The 17,128-nt window shown below is 68.3% G+C and carries 13 protein-coding genes; 9 read left to right on the forward strand and 4 right to left on the reverse strand.

Going from position 1 to position 17,128, the window contains the following annotated elements; all coding sequences use genetic code 11:
* Window positions 1-92 precede the first annotated feature (92 nt).
* Window positions 93-620, forward strand: a complete 528-nt coding sequence (locus ACPT9U_RS07700) for a TRAP transporter small permease (RefSeq protein WP_435750468.1) — start codon at window positions 93-95, stop codon at window positions 618-620.
* Entirely contained in the window at window positions 617-1,900 is a 1,284-nt protein-coding gene (locus ACPT9U_RS07705) for a TRAP transporter large permease (protein WP_435750469.1), read from the forward strand. Before ACPT9U_RS07700 ends, ACPT9U_RS07705 begins: the two co-directional genes overlap by 4 nt.
* A gap of 30 nt (window positions 1,901-1,930) precedes the next feature.
* On the opposite strand, the gene ACPT9U_RS07710 is transcribed toward ACPT9U_RS07705, so the two are convergent.
* Window positions 1,931-2,560 (reverse strand): TetR/AcrR family transcriptional regulator, encoded by a 630-nt coding sequence (locus tag ACPT9U_RS07710; RefSeq protein WP_435750470.1) that lies wholly within the window; start codon window positions 2,558-2,560, stop codon window positions 1,931-1,933.
* 194 nt (window positions 2,561-2,754) lie between these two features.
* Here ACPT9U_RS07710 and ACPT9U_RS07715 point away from each other — a divergent pair, with 194 nt between their 5' ends.
* From ACPT9U_RS07715 to ACPT9U_RS07730, 4 genes are read left to right on the forward strand one after another with little or no spacing between them, the layout of a single operon-like run.
* Window positions 2,755-3,954, forward strand: a complete 1,200-nt coding sequence (locus tag ACPT9U_RS07715) for an efflux RND transporter periplasmic adaptor subunit (RefSeq protein WP_435750471.1) — start codon at window positions 2,755-2,757, stop codon at window positions 3,952-3,954.
* An 11-nt stretch (window positions 3,955-3,965) separates the two neighbouring features.
* Window positions 3,966-7,121, forward strand: coding sequence for an efflux RND transporter permease subunit (locus tag ACPT9U_RS07720; RefSeq protein ID WP_435750472.1), 3,156 nt, complete (start codon window positions 3,966-3,968; stop codon window positions 7,119-7,121).
* Between the two features lies 1 nt (window position 7,122).
* Complete coding sequence (gene adeC, locus ACPT9U_RS07725) at window positions 7,123-8,547, forward strand: AdeC/AdeK/OprM family multidrug efflux complex outer membrane factor (protein WP_435750473.1); 1,425 nt, start codon at window positions 7,123-7,125, stop codon at window positions 8,545-8,547.
* Between the two features lie 49 nt (window positions 8,548-8,596).
* Window positions 8,597-9,733 (forward strand): CobW family GTP-binding protein, encoded by a 1,137-nt coding sequence (locus tag ACPT9U_RS07730; RefSeq protein ID WP_435750474.1) that lies wholly within the window; start codon window positions 8,597-8,599, stop codon window positions 9,731-9,733.
* 31 nt (window positions 9,734-9,764) lie between these two features.
* Here the strand turns inward: ACPT9U_RS07730 and ACPT9U_RS07735 are convergent, their stop codons facing one another.
* Entirely contained in the window at window positions 9,765-10,256 is a 492-nt protein-coding gene (locus ACPT9U_RS07735; protein WP_418363966.1) for a hypothetical protein, read from the reverse strand.
* A gap of 79 nt (window positions 10,257-10,335) precedes the next feature.
* The gene (locus tag ACPT9U_RS07740) at window positions 10,336-10,812 is read right to left on the reverse strand and encodes a bacteriohemerythrin (protein WP_418363965.1); all 477 of its coding nucleotides are present in this window, start codon (window positions 10,810-10,812) and stop codon (window positions 10,336-10,338) included.
* Window positions 10,813-11,068: 256 nt separating this feature from the next.
* Here ACPT9U_RS07740 and ACPT9U_RS07745 point away from each other — a divergent pair, with 256 nt between their 5' ends.
* The 3 genes from ACPT9U_RS07745 to ACPT9U_RS07755 all read left to right on the forward strand — a co-directional run bounded on the left by ACPT9U_RS07745 (window position 11,069) and on the right by ACPT9U_RS07755 (window position 15,144).
* Complete coding sequence (locus ACPT9U_RS07745; RefSeq protein ID WP_418363964.1) at window positions 11,069-12,526, forward strand: DUF2868 domain-containing protein; 1,458 nt, start codon at window positions 11,069-11,071, stop codon at window positions 12,524-12,526.
* Window positions 12,523-13,947: a GTPase/DUF3482 domain-containing protein gene (locus ACPT9U_RS07750; RefSeq protein WP_418363963.1), complete on the forward strand. Its 1,425-nt coding sequence runs from the start codon at window positions 12,523-12,525 to the stop codon at window positions 13,945-13,947. The genes ACPT9U_RS07745 and ACPT9U_RS07750 overlap by 4 nt, the downstream gene beginning before the upstream one ends.
* A gap of 81 nt (window positions 13,948-14,028) precedes the next feature.
* Entirely contained in the window at window positions 14,029-15,144 is a 1,116-nt protein-coding gene (locus ACPT9U_RS07755; protein ID WP_418363962.1) for a hypothetical protein, read from the forward strand.
* Between the two features lie 63 nt (window positions 15,145-15,207).
* On the opposite strand, the gene ACPT9U_RS07760 is transcribed toward ACPT9U_RS07755, so the two are convergent.
* Window positions 15,208-16,899: an ATP-binding domain-containing protein gene (locus tag ACPT9U_RS07760; protein ID WP_418363961.1), complete on the reverse strand. Its 1,692-nt coding sequence runs from the start codon at window positions 16,897-16,899 to the stop codon at window positions 15,208-15,210.
* Window positions 16,900-17,128: the final 229 nt, after the last annotated feature.

Consider the following 17,128-nt stretch of genomic DNA (forward strand, 5'->3'; position numbering starts at 1 on the left):
GACTACATGGGTGCGGGTGATTCCGCCTTGCGCCCCGCTTGCTCCCCGACCGGATCCGGACGGGGCTATCTCCTGAATCACTGGCACTCTCGATGAGCACCGAATCGCAGCACGAAGACGCGAGCCCTGCGCCCTATACCGTCGAACAGATCCTTTCCGGCATCGCCATGGGCCTGATCGTGCTGATCACCTTCGGCAACGTGCTGGCGCGCTACTTCACCTCGCAGTCCTTCGCCGCGACCGAGGAGTTCTCGATTGCGCTGCTGATCGTGCTGTCTTTCCTCGGCTCTTCGGCGGCGTTTGCCTTTGACCGCCACATCCGGGTCGATTTTTTCGTACGCAAGCTCCCATCGGCCTGGCACACGGCGGCGGGCTGGCTTTCGTTTGCCGTCACTGCGAGCCTGTTCGCCTTCATTGCGTTCTATGCCGGCAAGCTCACCTGGGATCAGTACCGCTTCGAGGAGACCTCGCCCGCGCTCGGCGTGCCGCAGTGGTGGTACACGGTGTGGATGCCGGTTCTGGCCGTCGCGCTGGTGCTGCGTCTGGTGCTGACCCGCATGCGGAAGCGCTCGTCTCCGCGGGAGAGTGGGGTGCATGGTGGTGGAAGGGGCGTCCAGTGATCGGCACCGTTCTCATCGGCTTGTTCTTGCTCGCGCTGGTCGCGGGTATGCCGCTGGCCACCGGTCTGGGTGTGGCGAGCATCGCAGTGCTGGCGATGGCCGGCTTCGACCAGCTTGCGGTGCCCACCAACATTTACGCGGGCATCGCCAAGTACCCGCTGCTGGCGATCCCGATGTTCATCCTCGCCGGCATGATCTTCGAGCGTTCCGGGGTGGCGGTGCGGCTGGTGCGCTTCGTCACCGCGATGGTCGGCGAATGGACCGGCTCGCTGGCGGTGGTCGCGGTGCTGGTGTCGATGCTGCTCGGCGGCATCTCCGGCTCTGGCCCGGCCGATGCGGCCGCGGTGGCGGCGGTGATGCTGCCGTCGATGATTGCGCGTGGCTATCCAAAAGGTTTCTCCGCTGGCCTGATCGCCGCCTCGGGTTCGACCGCGATCGTCATCCCGCCCTCGGTGGCCTTCATCGTCTACAGCGTGATGGTGCCGGCGGCGACCGTGCCGGCGCTGTTCGCCGCCGGCCTGTTCCCGGGCATGATTGCCGCGCTCTGCCTGCTGGTGCCGGCCGTCATCATCAGCCGCAAGCACGGCTTTGGCCGCGATTACAAGGCCGAGCGCCCGCCGCTGGGCAAGAGCTTCATCGATGCGATCTGGGGCTTGCTCGCGCCGGTGATCATCTTGGGTGGCCTGCGCACCGGCATCTTCACGCCCACCGAGGCAGCGGTAGTGGCCGTGGCCTATGGCATCTTCGTCGGCATGGTCGTCTACCGCAGCATCAGCCTCAAGGGCCTGTTCCGCATCCTGGTCGAGGCGGGCGAGCTGTCGGCGGTGGTGCTGATGATCATCGGCGTCGCGTCGGTGTTTGCCTGGGCGGGTAACACGCTGGGTATCTTCGACGCTGCGGCCAAGGCGCTGGTGGGACTGCATTCCAGCGAATGGCTGATGCTGCTGTCGATCAACCTGCTGCTGCTCGTCGCCGGCATGTTCCTCGACGCGATCTCGATCTTCCTGATCCTGCTGCCCTTGCTGGTGCCGATCGCGGTGGCGATGGGCTGGGACCTGGTGTGGTTCGGCGTGATGATGACGATCAACCTCGCCATCGGTCAGTTCACGCCGCCGATGGCGATCTCGCTGATGATCACCTCTCGCATCGCCGGCATCGGCATGGAGGAGACCTTCAGGTGGGTTGTCTGGCTGGTGCTGGCGATGGCCGCCGGGCTGGCGCTGATGATCGTGTTTCCGCAACTCGCGCTGTGGCTGCCGGGACGGCTGGGTTACCTCTAGGGCGGATCCTTCGGGCCAGCGGCGGGCCGCTCAGCCCGGCTGGTCGAGCAGATCGTTGATGGCGATCTGGATGCGTCGCGCGACGCGCTCGTGGTCGAGGGCAGGGTTGCGGATGGTGCGCAGCAGCAGACCCTCGAACAGACTCGCGAGTACTTCCACCATGTCTTCGATCGCCTTGGGTGGGTCGTCGTGCCCGGTGGCACGGCGGATCACGCCGATCGTGGTCGCGAGCTCGCGTCGACAGGCAGCGTCTGCTTCGCGCACGATCTGCGCAACCCGTGGGTTGCGCGCCGCTTCGGCGACGATCTCGAGCTTCAGTGCGGCACTCACCGGGTCGAGCTGATCGAAGACGCCTTCGGCAGCGCGCTCGATCAGGGCTGCGCGCACATTGCATGCAGCGCGCAGTTCGGCGGTCAGCGTGAGCAGGCCCTCGAGATCCTGTGCCACGATCGCGGCGATGATGGCTTCCTTGTTTTCGAAGTAATGATAGATGTGCCCCGGACTCATGCCCGCGGTCTTCGAGATCTGCGCGATGCTGGCGCCATGAAAGCCGTGCTCGCGAAAGCACTGCGCCGCGGCGTTGAGGATCTGCTGGCGGCGCGCGGCGGCGCGCGAGGCTTCGTGCTCGTGCTGCTGAGGTGTCTGTTCCGTGGTCTGCATGTCTTGCTGGCGGCGCGCGCGGGCCTGTTGTGGATCGGCCTGCGCATGGGAAGCTCACTGAAATTCTTGCGGTGCAACAAACCATAACATAGAATGAGCGTTCGATCTAGAACGAGCATTCTAAATCTACCCGATCCTAGGCTGCAGCCAACACCTTTCAGTGGGCCGCAGTCTTTCGCGTTCACGAGGCTCAAATGAAGACCAACTCCCGTTCCCTGATCCGATCCGCAGTCGCGGTGGCCGCGAGTGCCCTGTTCCTTGCTGCCTGCAGCGGCGGCAAGGAACAGGGCGCCGCGCCGGGTGCCGGGGCGCAGCAGCAGGCGCCAGCGGTCACCGTGATGACCGTCGCGACCGCTGCGGTGCCCATGGTGACCGAGCTGCCCGGCCGCACCACGCCGTACCTGATCGCCGAGCTGCGCCCGCAGGTCACCGGCATCCTTACCGAGCGCGCCTTCAAGGAAGGTAGCGAGGTCGAGGCTGGGCAGGTGCTCTACCGGATTGACCCGGCGCTGTACCAGGCCGCGCTGGACAGTGCGAAGGCGAATCTCGCGCGCGCCGAGGCCAATGCCCAAGCGGCGAGCATCAAGGCCCAGCGCCATGCCGGCCTGGTGAAGATCGACGCGGTGAGCAAGCAGGCCAACGACGATGCCCAGGCTGCGCTCAAGCAGGCCCAGGCAGAGGTTGCGGCGGCAAAGGCCGCGCTCGACAAGGCGAAGATCGACCTTGACTACACGCGGCTGAAGTCGCCGATCGCCGGCCGCATCGGCCGCTCGGCGGTGACTGCCGGTGCGCTGGTCACCGCTAACCAGGCGCAGGCACTCGCCACGGTGCAGCAGCTTGACCCGATCTACGTTGACCTTACCCAGTCCAGCGCCGATATGCTGCGCATGCGCGCCGAGATCGCCGCTGGCCGACTGCAGCCGGGCGCCAAGGGGGAGGTGCCGGTGAGGCTGGTCCTCGAGGATGGCAGCGAGTACGCCGCCGAGGGCCGCCTGGCGCTGTCCGAGGTCACTGTGGACGAAGGCACCGGCAGCGTGACCCTGCGTGCCCAGTTTCCCAACGCCGACGGCGTGCTGTTGCCCGGCATGTACGTGCGTGCGCGCTTGCCGCAGGGCACGCGCAGCGAGGCGATCCGGGTGCCGCACAAGGCGCTCAGCCGCGACCCGCGCGGCAACGCACTGGTGATGGTGGTCAATGCCGAGAGCAAGGTCGAGGCGCGTCCGGTGCAGGTTGCGCAGTCGTTGGGCTCGGACTGGGTGGTGACCAGCGGCCTTGCGGCTGGCGAGCGCATCATCGTCGAGGGGCTGCAGAAGGTCCGGCCGGGTGCGCCGGTGCAGGCGCAGGAGGCGGGGATAGGGGCGCCCGCTGCCACGCCCGCAGGCAAGGCCAGCTGAGGTAGCGGACCATGGCACGTTTCTTCATCGACCGGCCCATCTTCGCGTGGGTCATCGCCATCGTCATCATGCTGGCGGGCGCCCTGTCCATCCAGCAGTTGCCGGTGTCCCAGTACCCGTCGATCGCGCCGCCCGCGATCGTCATCAACGCCCGCTATCCGGGCGCCTCCGCCAAGGCGGTGGAAGACTCGGTGACGCAGATCATCGAGCAGAAGCTCACCGGCCTCGACGGCCTGCTGTACATGAAGTCGACCAGCGACGCCTACGGCAACGCCTCGACCACGCTGACCTTCTCCGCCGACACCGACCCCGACATCGCCCAGGTGCAGGTGCAGAACAAGATGCAGACTGCGCTGCCGCTGCTGCCGCAGGCCGTGCAGCAGCAGGGGGTGACGGTCGCCAAGTCGGCGATGAACTTCCTGATGGTGGTCGGCTTCGTGTCCGCGGACGGCAGCATGGACGGTACCGACCTGTCGGACTTCCTCGTGTCCTCGGTGCAGGACCCGCTGTCGCGCGTCGATGGCGTTGGCGAGGTGCAGGTGTTCGGTGCCCAGTACGCCATGCGGGTGTGGCTCGACCCGGCCAGGCTGACCAACTACCGCCTCACCCCGGGTGATGTGCGCACCGCCCTGGTGGCGCAGAACACCCAGGTGTCGGCCGGCCAGCTCGGCGGTACGCCGGCGGTCCCCGGCCAGGGCTTCACCGCCACCATCACCGCGCAGAGCCGCCTGCAGACCGTGCAGGAGTTCGAGAACATCCTGCTGCGCAGCAGCATGCAGGGCGGCGAGGTGCGCCTGAAGGACGTCGCCCGCATCGAGATCGGCGCCGAGAACTACGGCACCGTCGCCCGCTTCAACGGCCAGCCGGCCGCGGGCGTCGGCATCCGCCTGGCCTCGGGCGCCAACGCGCTCGACACCGCGACCGCGGTGCGCGCCAGGCTCGACGAGATGAAGCGCTACTTCCCGGAAGGCGTGGAGTACGTCGTGCCCTACGACACCACCCCCTTCGTGAAGATCTCGATCGAGTCGGTGGTGATGACGCTGATCGAGGCGGTGGTGCTGGTCTTCCTGGTGATGTACCTGTTCCTGCAGAATTTCCGCGCCACGCTGATCCCCACCATGGCGATCCCGGTGGTGCTGCTCGGCACCTTCGGCCTGATGGCCGCCTTTGGCTTCTCGATCAACACGCTCACCATGTTCGGCATGGTGCTGGCGATCGGCCTGCTGGTGGACGACGCCATCGTGGTGGTCGAGAACGTCGAGCGCGTGATGACCGAGGAGGGCCTGCCGCCCAAGGAAGCCACCCGGCGCTCGATGGACCAGATCACCAGCGCGCTGATCGGCATCGGCCTGGTGCTGTCGGCGGTGTTCGTGCCGATGGCCTTCTTCGGCGGCTCAACGGGGGTCATCTATCGCCAGTTCTCGATCACTATCGTGTCGGCGATGGCGCTGTCGGTGGTGGTGGCCATCGTGTTCACCCCCGCCCTGTGCGCGAGCATCCTCAAGCCGGTGGAGAAGGGCCACGAGCATGGCGAAGGCGGTCTGTTCGGCAAGTTCTTCCATTGGTTCAACGTTAGGTTCGACCGCAGCACCCAGGGCTACGAGTCGGCGGTCGGCGGAATCCTCAAGCGTAGCGTGCGTTTCCTCGCCATCTACGTCGCCATCGTCGCGGTGCTCGGCCTGCTCTTCATGCGCATGCCGACCTCCTTCCTGCCCGAGGAAGACCAGGGTGTGATGTTCAACCAGGTCATGTTGCCCGCTGGTGCCACCCAGGAGCGCACGCTCGAGGTGCTGAGGAAGGTCGAGCAGCATTACCTGGTGAATGAGAAGGACACTGTGCGCGCGATCTTCACGGTTGCAGGCTTCTCCTTCGGCGGCAGTGGCCAGCACATGGGTATCGGCTTCGTGAATCTGAAGCACTGGGACGAGCGCAAGGCGCCAGGCAAGGACGTGAAGTCCGTGGCCGGGCGAGCGATGGGCGCGTTCTCGCAGATCCGCGAGGCCATGGTGTTTGCCTTCGTGCCGCCGGCGGTGATCGAGCTCGGCACCTCGGGTGGCTTCACCGTGCAGATGCAGGACCGCTCCGGCCTCGGCCACGAAGCCCTGCTGGCTGCGCGCAACCAGTTCCTCGGCATGGCCGCGCAGGACAAGCGCCTGGTGGGCGTGCGCCCCAACGGTCAGGAGGACATGCCCGAGCTCAAGCTCGACATCGACCACGCCAAGGCCGGCGCGCTCGGCCTGTCGGTCGCGGACATCAACGACACCTTGTCCACCGCCTGGGGCGGCAGCTACATCAACGACTTCCTCGACCGTGGCCGCATCAAGAAGGTCTATCTGCAGGGTGAGGCAGGCTCGCGCATGACGCCCGAGGATCTCGACAGGTGGTACGTGCGCAACAAGGCGGGCGAGATGGTGCCGTTCTCGGCCTTCGCCACCGCGCACTGGACCTATGGCTCGCCGCGCCTGGAGCGCTTCAATGGCCAGCCCTCCATGGAGATCCTCGGCCAGGCCGCGCCAGGCCTTTCGTCGGGTGAGGCGATGCAGGCCGTGGAGGAGATCATGGCGAGGATGCCGCCCGGCATCGGCTACGACTGGTCGGGCACCTCCTACGAGGAGCGCCGCTCCGGCTCGCAGGCGCCGGCGCTGTACGCGCTGTCGCTGCTGGTGGTGTTCCTGTGCCTGGCGGCGCTGTACGAGAGCTGGTCGGTGCCCTTCGCGGTGATGCTGGTGGTGCCGCTCGGCGTGCTTGGCGCGCTGCTCGCCGCCAGCGGGCGTGGCCTGTCGAACGACGTGTATTTCCAGGTCGGCCTGCTCGCCACCATCGGCCTGTCGTCGAAGAACGCGATCCTGATCGTGGAGTTCGCCAAGGCGCAGATGGAAGAAGGCAAGGACCTGATCTCCGCCACGCTGACCGCGGTGCGGATGCGTCTGCGCCCGATCATCATGACCTCGCTCGCCTTCGGTTTCGGCGTGCTGCCGCTGGCGATCGCCACCGGCGCCGGCGCCGGCAGCCAGAACGCGATCGGCACCGGCGTGCTCGGCGGCACCATCGCCGCGACGCTGCTTGGCCTGTTCTTCGTGCCGCTGTTCTATGTGGTGATCAAGCGCGTATTCCCCGACAAGCCGAGAACGGAGGTCGTGGTGCCGACCGCCCAGGAGGGACGTTGATATGAGCAAGTACGCAACAAGGTTGCCGCTGCGCGGCCTGCTGACGGCTCTGGCGGCCAGCGCGCTCGGTGCATGCTCGATGATGCCGGTGTTCGAGCGCCCCGCGGCGCCGGTGCCGGCGAGCTTCCCGCAGGCTGCGCCTACCGAGGCTACGGCGGTCGCGCCGCTGGCCGACACCGTCGCCTGGCGCGACTACTTCGCCGACGAGCGCCTGCGTGAGGTGATCGCGCTCGCGCTCGAGAACAACCGCGACCTGCGTGTCGCCGCGCTCAATATCGAGCGCGCGCGGGCCCAGTACGGCATCCAGCGTGCCGACCTGTTCCCGTCGATCGCGGCCAGCGGCGGGCAGAGCGCGCAGCGTGTGCCGGGCGACCTGAGCATGAGTGGCGACTCGACGGTCAGCCGCCAGTATTCCGCCAACCTCGGCTTTGCCAGCTATGAGCTCGACTTCTTCGGTCGTGTGCGCAGCCTCGAAGAGCAGGCGCTGCAGACCTACCTTGGTACCGAGGAGGCGCGCCGCAGCGCACAGATCAGCCTGGTCGCCGAAGTGGCCAATGCCTGGCTGCGCCTTGCGGCCGACCGTGAGCGTCTGGCTCTGGCGCGCAGCACCTTCGCGACGCGGCAGAAGTCCTTCGAGCTCACGCAGCGCAGCTTCGATCTCGGTGCGGTGTCCGCGCTCGATCTGCGCCAGGCCGAAACCCTGATGCAGACGGCGCGTGCCGATGCCGCGCGTTACGCCGCGCTGGTGGCGCAGGGCGAGAATGCACTCGCGTTGGTGGTGGGGACCGGCGTGCCCGCTACGCTGCAGCCGCCGGCCCTGGGCGAGCAGGTCGCGGCCATCGCCGAACTGCCCGCCGGTCTGCCTGCAGAGGTGCTTGTGCGCCGCCCCGACGTCCTGCAGGCGGAGCGCGCGCTGATGGCCGCCAATGCCAGCATCGGTGCGGCACGTGCCGCCTTCTTCCCGCGCATCACGCTCACCGCCAGCGCCGGGACGGCGAGCAGTGAGCTGAGCGGCCTGTTCGACGGCGGCTCGGGGGCGTGGAGCTTCGTGCCGCAGATCCGCCTGCCGATCTTCGAGGCGGGGCGCCTGCAGGCCAGTCTGGATGTGGCCGAGATCCAGCGCGACATCCATGTCGCCCAGTACGAGAAGGCGATCCAGTCCGCCTTCCGCGAGGTGTCGGATGCGCTCGCCGAGCGCGCCACGCTGGCCGAGCAGCTCGACGCGCGGCGCCGGCTGGTCGAGGCTGCGCAGCAGAGCTTCGCGCTCTCGGATGCACGCTACAAGGGCGGGGTGGACAGCTACCTCAACCTGCTCGACGCCCAGCGCAGTCTGTACGGCGCCGAGCTCGAGCTGATCTCCACCCGACTGTCGGATGCGAGCAACCGTGTTGCGCTGTACAAGGCGCTGGGCGGCGGCTGGCAATAAGGGCGCGTGCCGTGGGTCGTGAAGCACGGCTTGCGGCACGCTACACTGCATGCCGATGAACGCCTCCGACCCAAACGCACAAGAAGCCGACCGCCGCATTCCGGTCACGATCCTCACCGGCTTCCTCGGTGCGGGTAAAACCACGTTGCTGAATCATCTGCTGCGACAGCCGCAGATGGAAGGCTGCGCGGTGTTGATCAACGAGTTTGGCGAGGTCGGCGTCGATCACCACCTGGTCGAGAAGGTCGATGAGAGCCTGGTGGTGCTCGATTCGGGCTGCATCTGCTGCAGCGTGCAGGGTGATCTGGTGCGGGCGCTCAAGGGCCTGTTCATGCGCGCGCTGCGACGCGAACTCAAGGGTCTGCGCCGGGTGCTGATCGAAACCACCGGCCTGGCCGATCCGGCCCCGGTCATCCATACGCTGCTGTCGGAGCCCTTCCTGTCCGAACGTTACCGGCTCGACGGCGTGGTGACTGCGGTCGATGCGCCCCATGCCCGTGAGCAGCTCGCCAGTCATAACGAGGCCATGCGCCAGGTGGCGATGGCCGACCGCCTGCTGCTCACCAAGTGTGATCTCGCCAGTGAGGAGGTCCGCGCCGAGGTCGCGGCGCTGGTGTCGGCCTTGAATCCCGGCGCGCGTCAGGTGGAGGTTGAGCAGGGCCGGGTGGCCCCCGAGCAGATCTTCGACTGTGGCTTGTACGATCCGGGCGGCAAGACGCCCGATGTGGCTGCCTGGCTGGGAGAGGAGGCGGTGCGCGCTGTGCGCCGCGCGTCTCCTGCGCCGGCTTGGCGTCGGCCGGGCGCGGGGCAACGGGCAGTGTTCGGTGAGAGCGCGGACGCGCAGGTTTCGGAGCGCCACAGCGCGGGGGTGCACAGCTTCGTGCTGTGCTTCGAGGAGCCCCTGGCCTGGTACGAGTTTTCCGACGGACTGTCGCTGTTGCTGCAGGTCTATGGCGGGCGGATCCTGCGCATCAAGGGCCTCCTCAACGTGGCGGGCGACCCGCAGCCACGCGTGCTGCAATGCGTTCAGCACAGTGTCTATCCCGCCACCAGCCTGGAGGCCTGGCCCGATGGCCCGCCCTACCACGATCGCCGCAGCCGACTGGTGTTCATCGTCCGCGATCTGGCGCAGGAGGAGGTGGCCTCCATCCTGGGCAGCTTCACCGGGCAGGTTCCGCACGCTTGAAGAGCGTGCTGCGGTACCCGGTGCGCCTACTTCAGTCGCAGCGGGCCCTGCATTCGCCGGTGCTGCAGTCTGCCTGCTCGACCGTGCAGTTCGCCTTGGTCCGATGCACCATGCGCTGGTCGTTCTCGTAGTTGCAGATCAGCCGGGTCAGGTTGTTCTTGCGCTCGGCGCTCATCTTCAGGGCCTTCGAGGCCTTGATCGTGTCCGCGCCGAGATTGCAGGAAAGATAGCCGCTGAAGGCGCCGTCTGCCGTCTCCCAGAGCGCGTAGTTCTTCTCGGCCTTGTAGTTCTCGAAGCTCGCGCAGGTGAGTACGTCGCGGCCGTAGAGACGTGCATTGTCGCCGCAGAAGCCCATGTAGGTGTAACGCAACTCCTCGTCCGTCGGGCAGGGCTGGATCTGCGCAGCCTTGGAAAGATCGGGGCAGATGAGCGTTTCCGCGTGTGCGCTCGTGGCCGCAAGGCTGCTGCCGAGCAGGACGAGGGAGAGGAGAGCGAGTCGGGATGTCCGGGCGTGCTGCATCATCGTTTTCTCGAAAGGGTGGGCGGGTTGAGAAAGGGTGGAAAGAGTGAGAAGGGCGAAGTTTGGCCTCTGTCGCACAGGCTTACCAGAACTTCCACCACCATTTGCGCTTCTTCATCGCCTGCTCGACGTCATCGGACCACTTGGACTCGCCGCCGGCCTCGATGAAATACGCGCCGAAGCGCTTGTCCGCCTCGTTGATATGGCGCATCAGCCAGACCTTGAGGAAGTGCAGGAGTTCGAAGCTGATCGTCGCCTCGCCGCTGTCGAGCTTCTCCTGCAGCGACTGGACTTGCCCAATCAGATCCTCGTGGTTCTGCTTGTGGGCGGCGAACTCGGGGTAGTTCGACACCCGCATCAGACTCTCCTCCACGGCGAAGTGGGTTCGGGTGTAGTCGGCCAGTTTGTCGAGGATCTGGCGTGAAGTAGTAGACCCGTGATGCTCCCGGATGGCGGTGTGCAACTGGTTGAGCAGGTCCACCAGTTCCTTGTGCTGCTCGTCGATCTCCTGCAAGCCGATGCTGAACTCGTCGGTCCAGTGAAACAGTTCGGTGCTCATGGGCGCGATCCGGTCGTGAGGAAAGCCATAAGGCTAACGATTCCATTCAGGAGGATCTTGATCAGGATCAATTCTAAATGGAAGGGACTGCGTCCCATGCCGGCATGCACCTCCGGCTGCATCCGCCGCTGCTTCATCCCGGGTGGCATGCTGCCATGTGCCTGCCGCCGATGCGTATGGACGGCGAGGTTGTTATGCTTGCCCCATCACTCTGTGCGAACTTCTTGCCTTCCGCTTTCGCGTGCCCAGATCCCCCTTGCCGAATCCCCTCTCTTCGCGCTGGCTGGCCGAACTCGTCCGCCGCCATGAGGAACATCATCCACCGCTTGACGAGGCGCGCGCGCACGCCGCGGCGCGGGAGCACTCGGGTGGCTTCGAGGCGCGCCTGCTGAAGCGCGCCGAGTTGCTCGAGGGCGCCGTGGCGTGGCGCGCGGCGATCCGGCGCTGGCAGGCGCGCGCGCGGCTGGTGCTGACGCTTGCCTTCGTGCTTGCGTTCCTGTTCGGCTTCGGCGCGGCGGCCGGGGTGCTGGGCGACGGTTCGCGTCCGGTCAATGTGGTGTGGACCCTGGGCGGGCTGCTCGGCGTGCATGGGTTGAGCCTGCTGCTGTGGCTGGCGAGCCTCGTCCTGCAGGGTGGCGCTCAGGGCGCCGCGCTGCAGCATGGGGGGCTGCTCGGCCGGGCCTGGCTCAGCCTGACCGGCTGGCTCGACCGCAGCCGCGAGGCTGCCGACCTCCCGCTCGCGCTCGCTGGCCTCCTCGGGCGCGGTCGCCTTGCGGCCTGGGGGGTGGGGGCGGCGAACCATGCGCTGTGGCTCGGTGCGCTGCTGGGCGCCACGCTCGGCGTGCTCGCGCTGCTGGCCACAAGACGTTACGGCTTCATGTGGGAAACCACCATCCTGCCGGCGGACACCTTCGTCGCGCTGAGTGCCGCGCTCGGCGCGCTGCCCGGGTCGCTAGGCTTTCCGGTGCCGGATGCGGCCACCGTGATGGCGAGCGGTGATGCACCGATGCTCGCCGAGGCGGGCCGCCGTGCCTGGGCCGGCTGGCTGGTGGGCGCGATGGTGGCCTACGGCGTGCTGCCCCGGCTGGCCCTGGCACTGCTTTGCTTCGGGCTGTGGCGACGTGGCGCGGCCCGCATCCGGCTCGATCCGTCGCATGCCGGCTACGCCCGCCTGCGCCCTCTGCTGATGCCCGACAGCGAACGCATCGGCGTGCGCGATCCGGAGCCAGCGGCGATGCCGCGTCCGCAGCGCAACGCACCAGTAGCGCAGGGTGGCGGCGGCGCGGTCGCGGTCGCGCTGGAGCTGGGTGACGATCTGCCGTGGCCGGGGCTGGTTAGGGCACCGGCGGCGGCCCCCGCTCCGGGCGGCACGGGGGCTGGGTGGGAGGACGGCGGACGACTGGACAGCCGCGAGCAGCGGCGCGCAGTGCGCGAGCGCTTTGCCGCACATCCTCCAGCGCGCCTGCTGGTCGTGGTCGATGGGCGGCAGACACCCGATCGCGGCAGCCTGGGGCTGATTGCCGACCTGGCCGATCATGCACAGTCGATCCGGGTCTGGCCGGCCGGCGTGGTGCCCGTGGGGGCTGGCGAGTTGCTTGGGCGCGTGGCGCAATGGCGGGAAGGGCTGGGCGGCCTCGGGTTGGGTGAGGAAGCCATGTTTGCCAGCGTCGCCGCAGCGCAGGCCTGGCTCGCAGGCGGAGATCCGGAACGATGAGCGACATCCTGCGCGTGGCCGTGGTGGGCCACACCAACACCGGCAAGACCTCCTTGTTGCGCACGCTGGCGCGCGATGTCGGCTTCGGCGAGGTTTCCGATCACGCCGGAACCACCCGCCACGTCGAGGGCCTGCGGCTGATGGCGGACGGCGAGCCCGCGGCGGAACTCTTCGACACCCCGGGCATGGAGGACGCCATCGCCCTGCTCGAGTTCATCGATGGCCTGGTCGACCCCGGTGAGCGTGTCGACGGCCCCGAGCGGGTCGCGCGTTTCCTGGCGCGCCCGGAAGCCAGCGCGCGCTTCGAGCAGGAGGCCAAGGTGCTGCGCCAGATGCTCGCGAGCGATGCCGGCCTGTATGTGGTGGATGCGCGTGACCCCGTGCTCCCCAAGCATCGCGACGAGCTCGAACTGCTCGCGGCCTGCGCGCGCCCGCTGCTGCCCGTGCTGAACTTCATTGCCGATCCGGCGGCGCGGGCAGGAGACTGGCGTGCTGCGCTCGCCCGATTGGGCCTGCATGCGGTGGTGAGCTTCGACACCGTGGCGCCGCCGCTCGATGGCGAGCGCGAGCTCTTCGGCACCCTGGCGACGCTGATTCACGGTCATCGTGCCCGCCTGCAGGTGCTGATCCAGGCCCGCCAGCGCGAGGCCGATACGCGCCGTGTGGCGGCGCGCAGGCGGGTCGCGGAGCTGCTGGTCGAACTTGCAGCCCGCCGCGAGCGTGTGGTGGAAAGGGGCGACGACACCGTCGGCGGTGAAACCGGTGGCGACGAAGCCGCGCTGCAGGCGGCCGTCGCCCGCATGCGTGAGGACGTGCGCCGGCGCGAGCAGGCCTGTGTCGATGGCCTGCTGCGGCTGTACCGCTTCCGCCCTGACGATGCACGCATGGCCGAGCTCCCGCTCGCGGACGGACGCTGGGAGGATGACCTCTTCAACCCCGAGACGCTGCGCCAGATGGGCGTGCGGCTGGGCACGGGAGCTGCTGCGGGTGCAGCAGCCGGGGTGGGCATCGACCTGATGACTGGCGGCCTGACCTTGGGCGCCGCAGCCGCCCTCGGTGCGCTCGCGGGGGGCTTGTGGCAGACCTTCGGCCATTACGGCGAGCGCATCGCAGCGAAGGTGCGTGGTCATCGCGAGCTCACCGTCGATGATGCGATCCTGCGCATGGTTGCGCTGCGTCAGCGCGCGCTGCTGGCGGCGCTTGACGGCAGGGGGCACGCCGCCTTGATGCCGATCGAGCTGCAGGGCGGAGGGGAGACGGTGGCTGGCCCTTCCGCTGCCGATCCGGCTGCCGACCGCTGGCGCAAGGGTGCACTCCCGGATGCGTTCGCACGTGCGCGCGCGCACCCCGAATGGGCGCTCGATCACGGCGGCCAGGACAAGGAGGGTGTGATTGCGGAGCTTGCCCAGGCGCTCCTTTGAGGGTGTGGCGGCCCAGGCCTTCAGAATTCCCGTGCACGGCCGTTAACGCGGACAACCGACCCGTCCGTCCGGGGTGCCCGCATGAAAGTTGCCGCCTACCGTATCGATCTGCAGTCCTCGCATCAGTCTTCCAGTACCTTCGAGCGCCATGAGCGCCTGGAGGTGTGGGGCGGTGGTGCGGGCGCGCCCACGCCACGAGGCCGGGGGCTGGGTGTCGCGACGACGCCCTCGGCCGCCGGAGCGGAGCCGGGCCGCGCACTCGCAACCGGTGCGCTGCAGATTTCGACGGCGGGCCGCGCGGCGCTCGCCGCAGATTCGCCCGAGATCGGTGCTGCGGAGGCGGCCTCGGTCGAGGCGCTGGAAGATCCCGCCGAGAACGACCCCCAACTCGCCCTGCTCATCCGCATGATCGAGTTCCTCACCGGGGAGCCGGTGCGGCGTATGAGGACGGAGGATCTGCGTGCGCTCTCCGGCGAGGGGGCCGCCGCGCAGCGGCCGGCAGGGGCGGAGGCCGAGGCGGGGCCGGGCGCCGGCTTCGGCATGGCGTATGAGCTCACCGAGCGCTACGTGGAGCAGGAATCCGTGGCGTTCCGAGCCGGCGGGGTGGTTCGCACCGCGGACGGCGGAGAGATCCGCTTCGAGATCGGCTTCGCAATGTCCCGCAGCTATTCCGAGGAGGTCTCGGTGAGCTTGCGTGCCGGCGCAGCACCGATGAAGGATCCGCTCGTGCTCGATTTCGGCGGTCCTGCAGCGGCTCTGTCCGATCTGCGCTTCGCCTTCGACCTCGATGGCGACGGGCGCAAGGAGCAGCTTCCCATGGCCGGTGGTGCCGGCTTCCTCGCCTTCGACCGCAACGCCAGCGGTCGCATCGAAGATGGCAGGGAGCTCTTCGGCCCTGCCAGCGGCGACGGCTTCGCCGAGCTTGCCGCGCTCGACGACGACGGCAACGGCTGGATCGACGAGGCGGATGCAGCGTGGTCACAGCTGCGCATCTGGCGTCCGGATGCGCACGGCGAGGGCAGCCTGAAGACGCTCGAGCAGGCCGGGGTGGGCGCTTTCTACCTCGATCGGGTCGGCACTCCCTTCAGCCTCAACAACGCGGCCAATGAGGCCCTCGGGCAGATGCGTGCGAGCAGCATCTACCTGCGCGAGGACGGCAGCGTCGGCACGGTCAGCCAGGTCGACCTGCGCGTCTGAGCGCCACGTGCCGGTCGCGCCAGCGGTGGAGGGATCCGCTGGCGGCGCGTGTCCAGCCTTGTTTCAGCTGCTGCCTGCATCGAGTGGCTCGAGTGCCCTCGCAGCCTGCTCCGACGCCACCAGGATCAGCTTCATCGTCGCCCGCGTGGCGCCGACGAAGAGTTTGCGCAGGGTGAGTTCGTCCATGTGCTCGCGGGAGTGCCCATCCGACGTCTCGAAGTCGATCTCCGTGAAGATGATGCAGGGCGCGGACTGGCCCTTGAAGCGATACACCGAGTCGATCAGCAATTCGCCCTGGGAGTGCTCCGGCTCGCCGAGCAGGTCGTAGCGGCCGGTGAAGGCACGCAGGCGGTGCGGCCCGAGGTGGTCGAGCGGGGTGAAGCGCGAGTGCTCGCGGCCGCGGAAGGTCAGCAGCACGATCATGTCGCGGCGGAAGCCCAGCCCGAGCGCACGCGTGATCGCACGTTTGGTGGCTTCCATCAGTCCGGCCTCGTCCCGCCAGGAGAACAGCTCCGGCCTGCTGTCGGTCACCGGGCTGCCGGTGCGCACCGGTGCGGGCAGCGGAAGCCGGGCGTTGAGCAGGGCGAGCACGTCGGCCGGGGTGCGGTAGTTGGTGTCGGCTGTGAGTCCCACCCAGCCGGGCAGGGCGACCGGCGGGCGGTCGTAGAGGTTCTGCAGCGGGTCTTCGAGCCACCATGCGCGTCCGCCCGGCTTGAGGAGCGCGAGCAGGGCGTCGCGCCAGGGCTCCCTGAAGTCCTGCCCCTCGTCGATGATCAGTTCGTCGAACTGCCAGTCGGCGGTGGCGTGGGTTGCAGCCAGGGTGGCGAAGTCCGCCTCCATGCGGCGGAAGGCGCCGGGGGCGCCGAAGGCTGGTTTGCGCCCGGCGTCGCGCAGGCGACGGTCGCACAGTTGGTGGTAGGTGGCGATCTCGCCCCCCGCTGGCGCAATGCGCAGGAAGTGGTCGGCGAGCGGGCGGTTGTAGCACACGTAGAGCGGCCGCCGGCCCGCGGCGATCGCATCGCTGTAGGCGGCGAGCGCGAGCTGTGTCTTGCCGCTGCCGGCTGTAGCGGTCACGCGCAGCCGATGCGGGTTCATCTCGATCCGGCGTGCCCACTCGGTCAGGCCGCCGGCGAGGCGGGTGGTCAGGTCCTCCGCCTGGCCGATGTGCGCCTGCACGTCGGGCACGAGTTCCAGCAGGTCAGCGAAGAAGCGGTGCAGGGCGGTGCGGGCCGCGGCGTCCAGCGTGGGGTCGCCTGCCTGCGCTTGCGTGAGCGTGGTGATCACTGCCGGCAGCGCGTCGCGGCGCGTGGCATCGACGATCCGCGCCGGGTCGAGGCCGGCGGTGCCGGGCTGGCGCACCGTGTAGTCGGGGCAGTACAGCAGCAGCTCGAGCGGGCGCTCCTCGCCGTGCAGCAGCGGGCGCAGGCGGCTGCGCAAGGCCTCCGCCGAGCGCGCCAGCTCCACGTGGATCTGCGGCCCGCGCTGTCTGCCCGGGCGCGCCAGCCCCTGTGCGCCCTCGTCCAGCAGGCCGGTGTGCTGTTCCACCAGCAGCACGCGTCCCGTAGGACCGACCACCGCGAAATCGACCTCGCCGAACACCGTGCCCAGCCCATCGCTCCGGGTCCAGTGCAGACCATGGTAGATCGTGGTGTCCGCGGGCAGTGCCGCGGCGAGCAGAGTCAGGGTGGCGATCTCGCGCCGGCGCGCCCCTTCTGCAGGAAGCAGGCGCCAGCCTTCGGGGTGGGTCTTGGCCATGGGGAGAGTGCTCGGGTCGCGGGACGCAGGCCGTCCGCAGGACGGAAAGATGGGATTGTACCGCCCTGCCCGCGACCTCAGCCGCACGGCCGGGAGCGCTGTCCCGCGCGCCAGGGCGTGTGTCCTTGCGTGTTGGCAACAAATAGAACTGTCCGGTGTTGTAGCAAATGAATTGTCCGCTCGGTTATGCGAGGTGGGAAGCCTGCAAAGGGCGTAGCCCGAAGCAGGC

The sequence above is a fragment of the Thauera sp. AutoDN2 genome (assembly GCF_051280715.1).
GTDB lineage: Bacteria > Pseudomonadota > Gammaproteobacteria > Burkholderiales > Rhodocyclaceae > Thauera.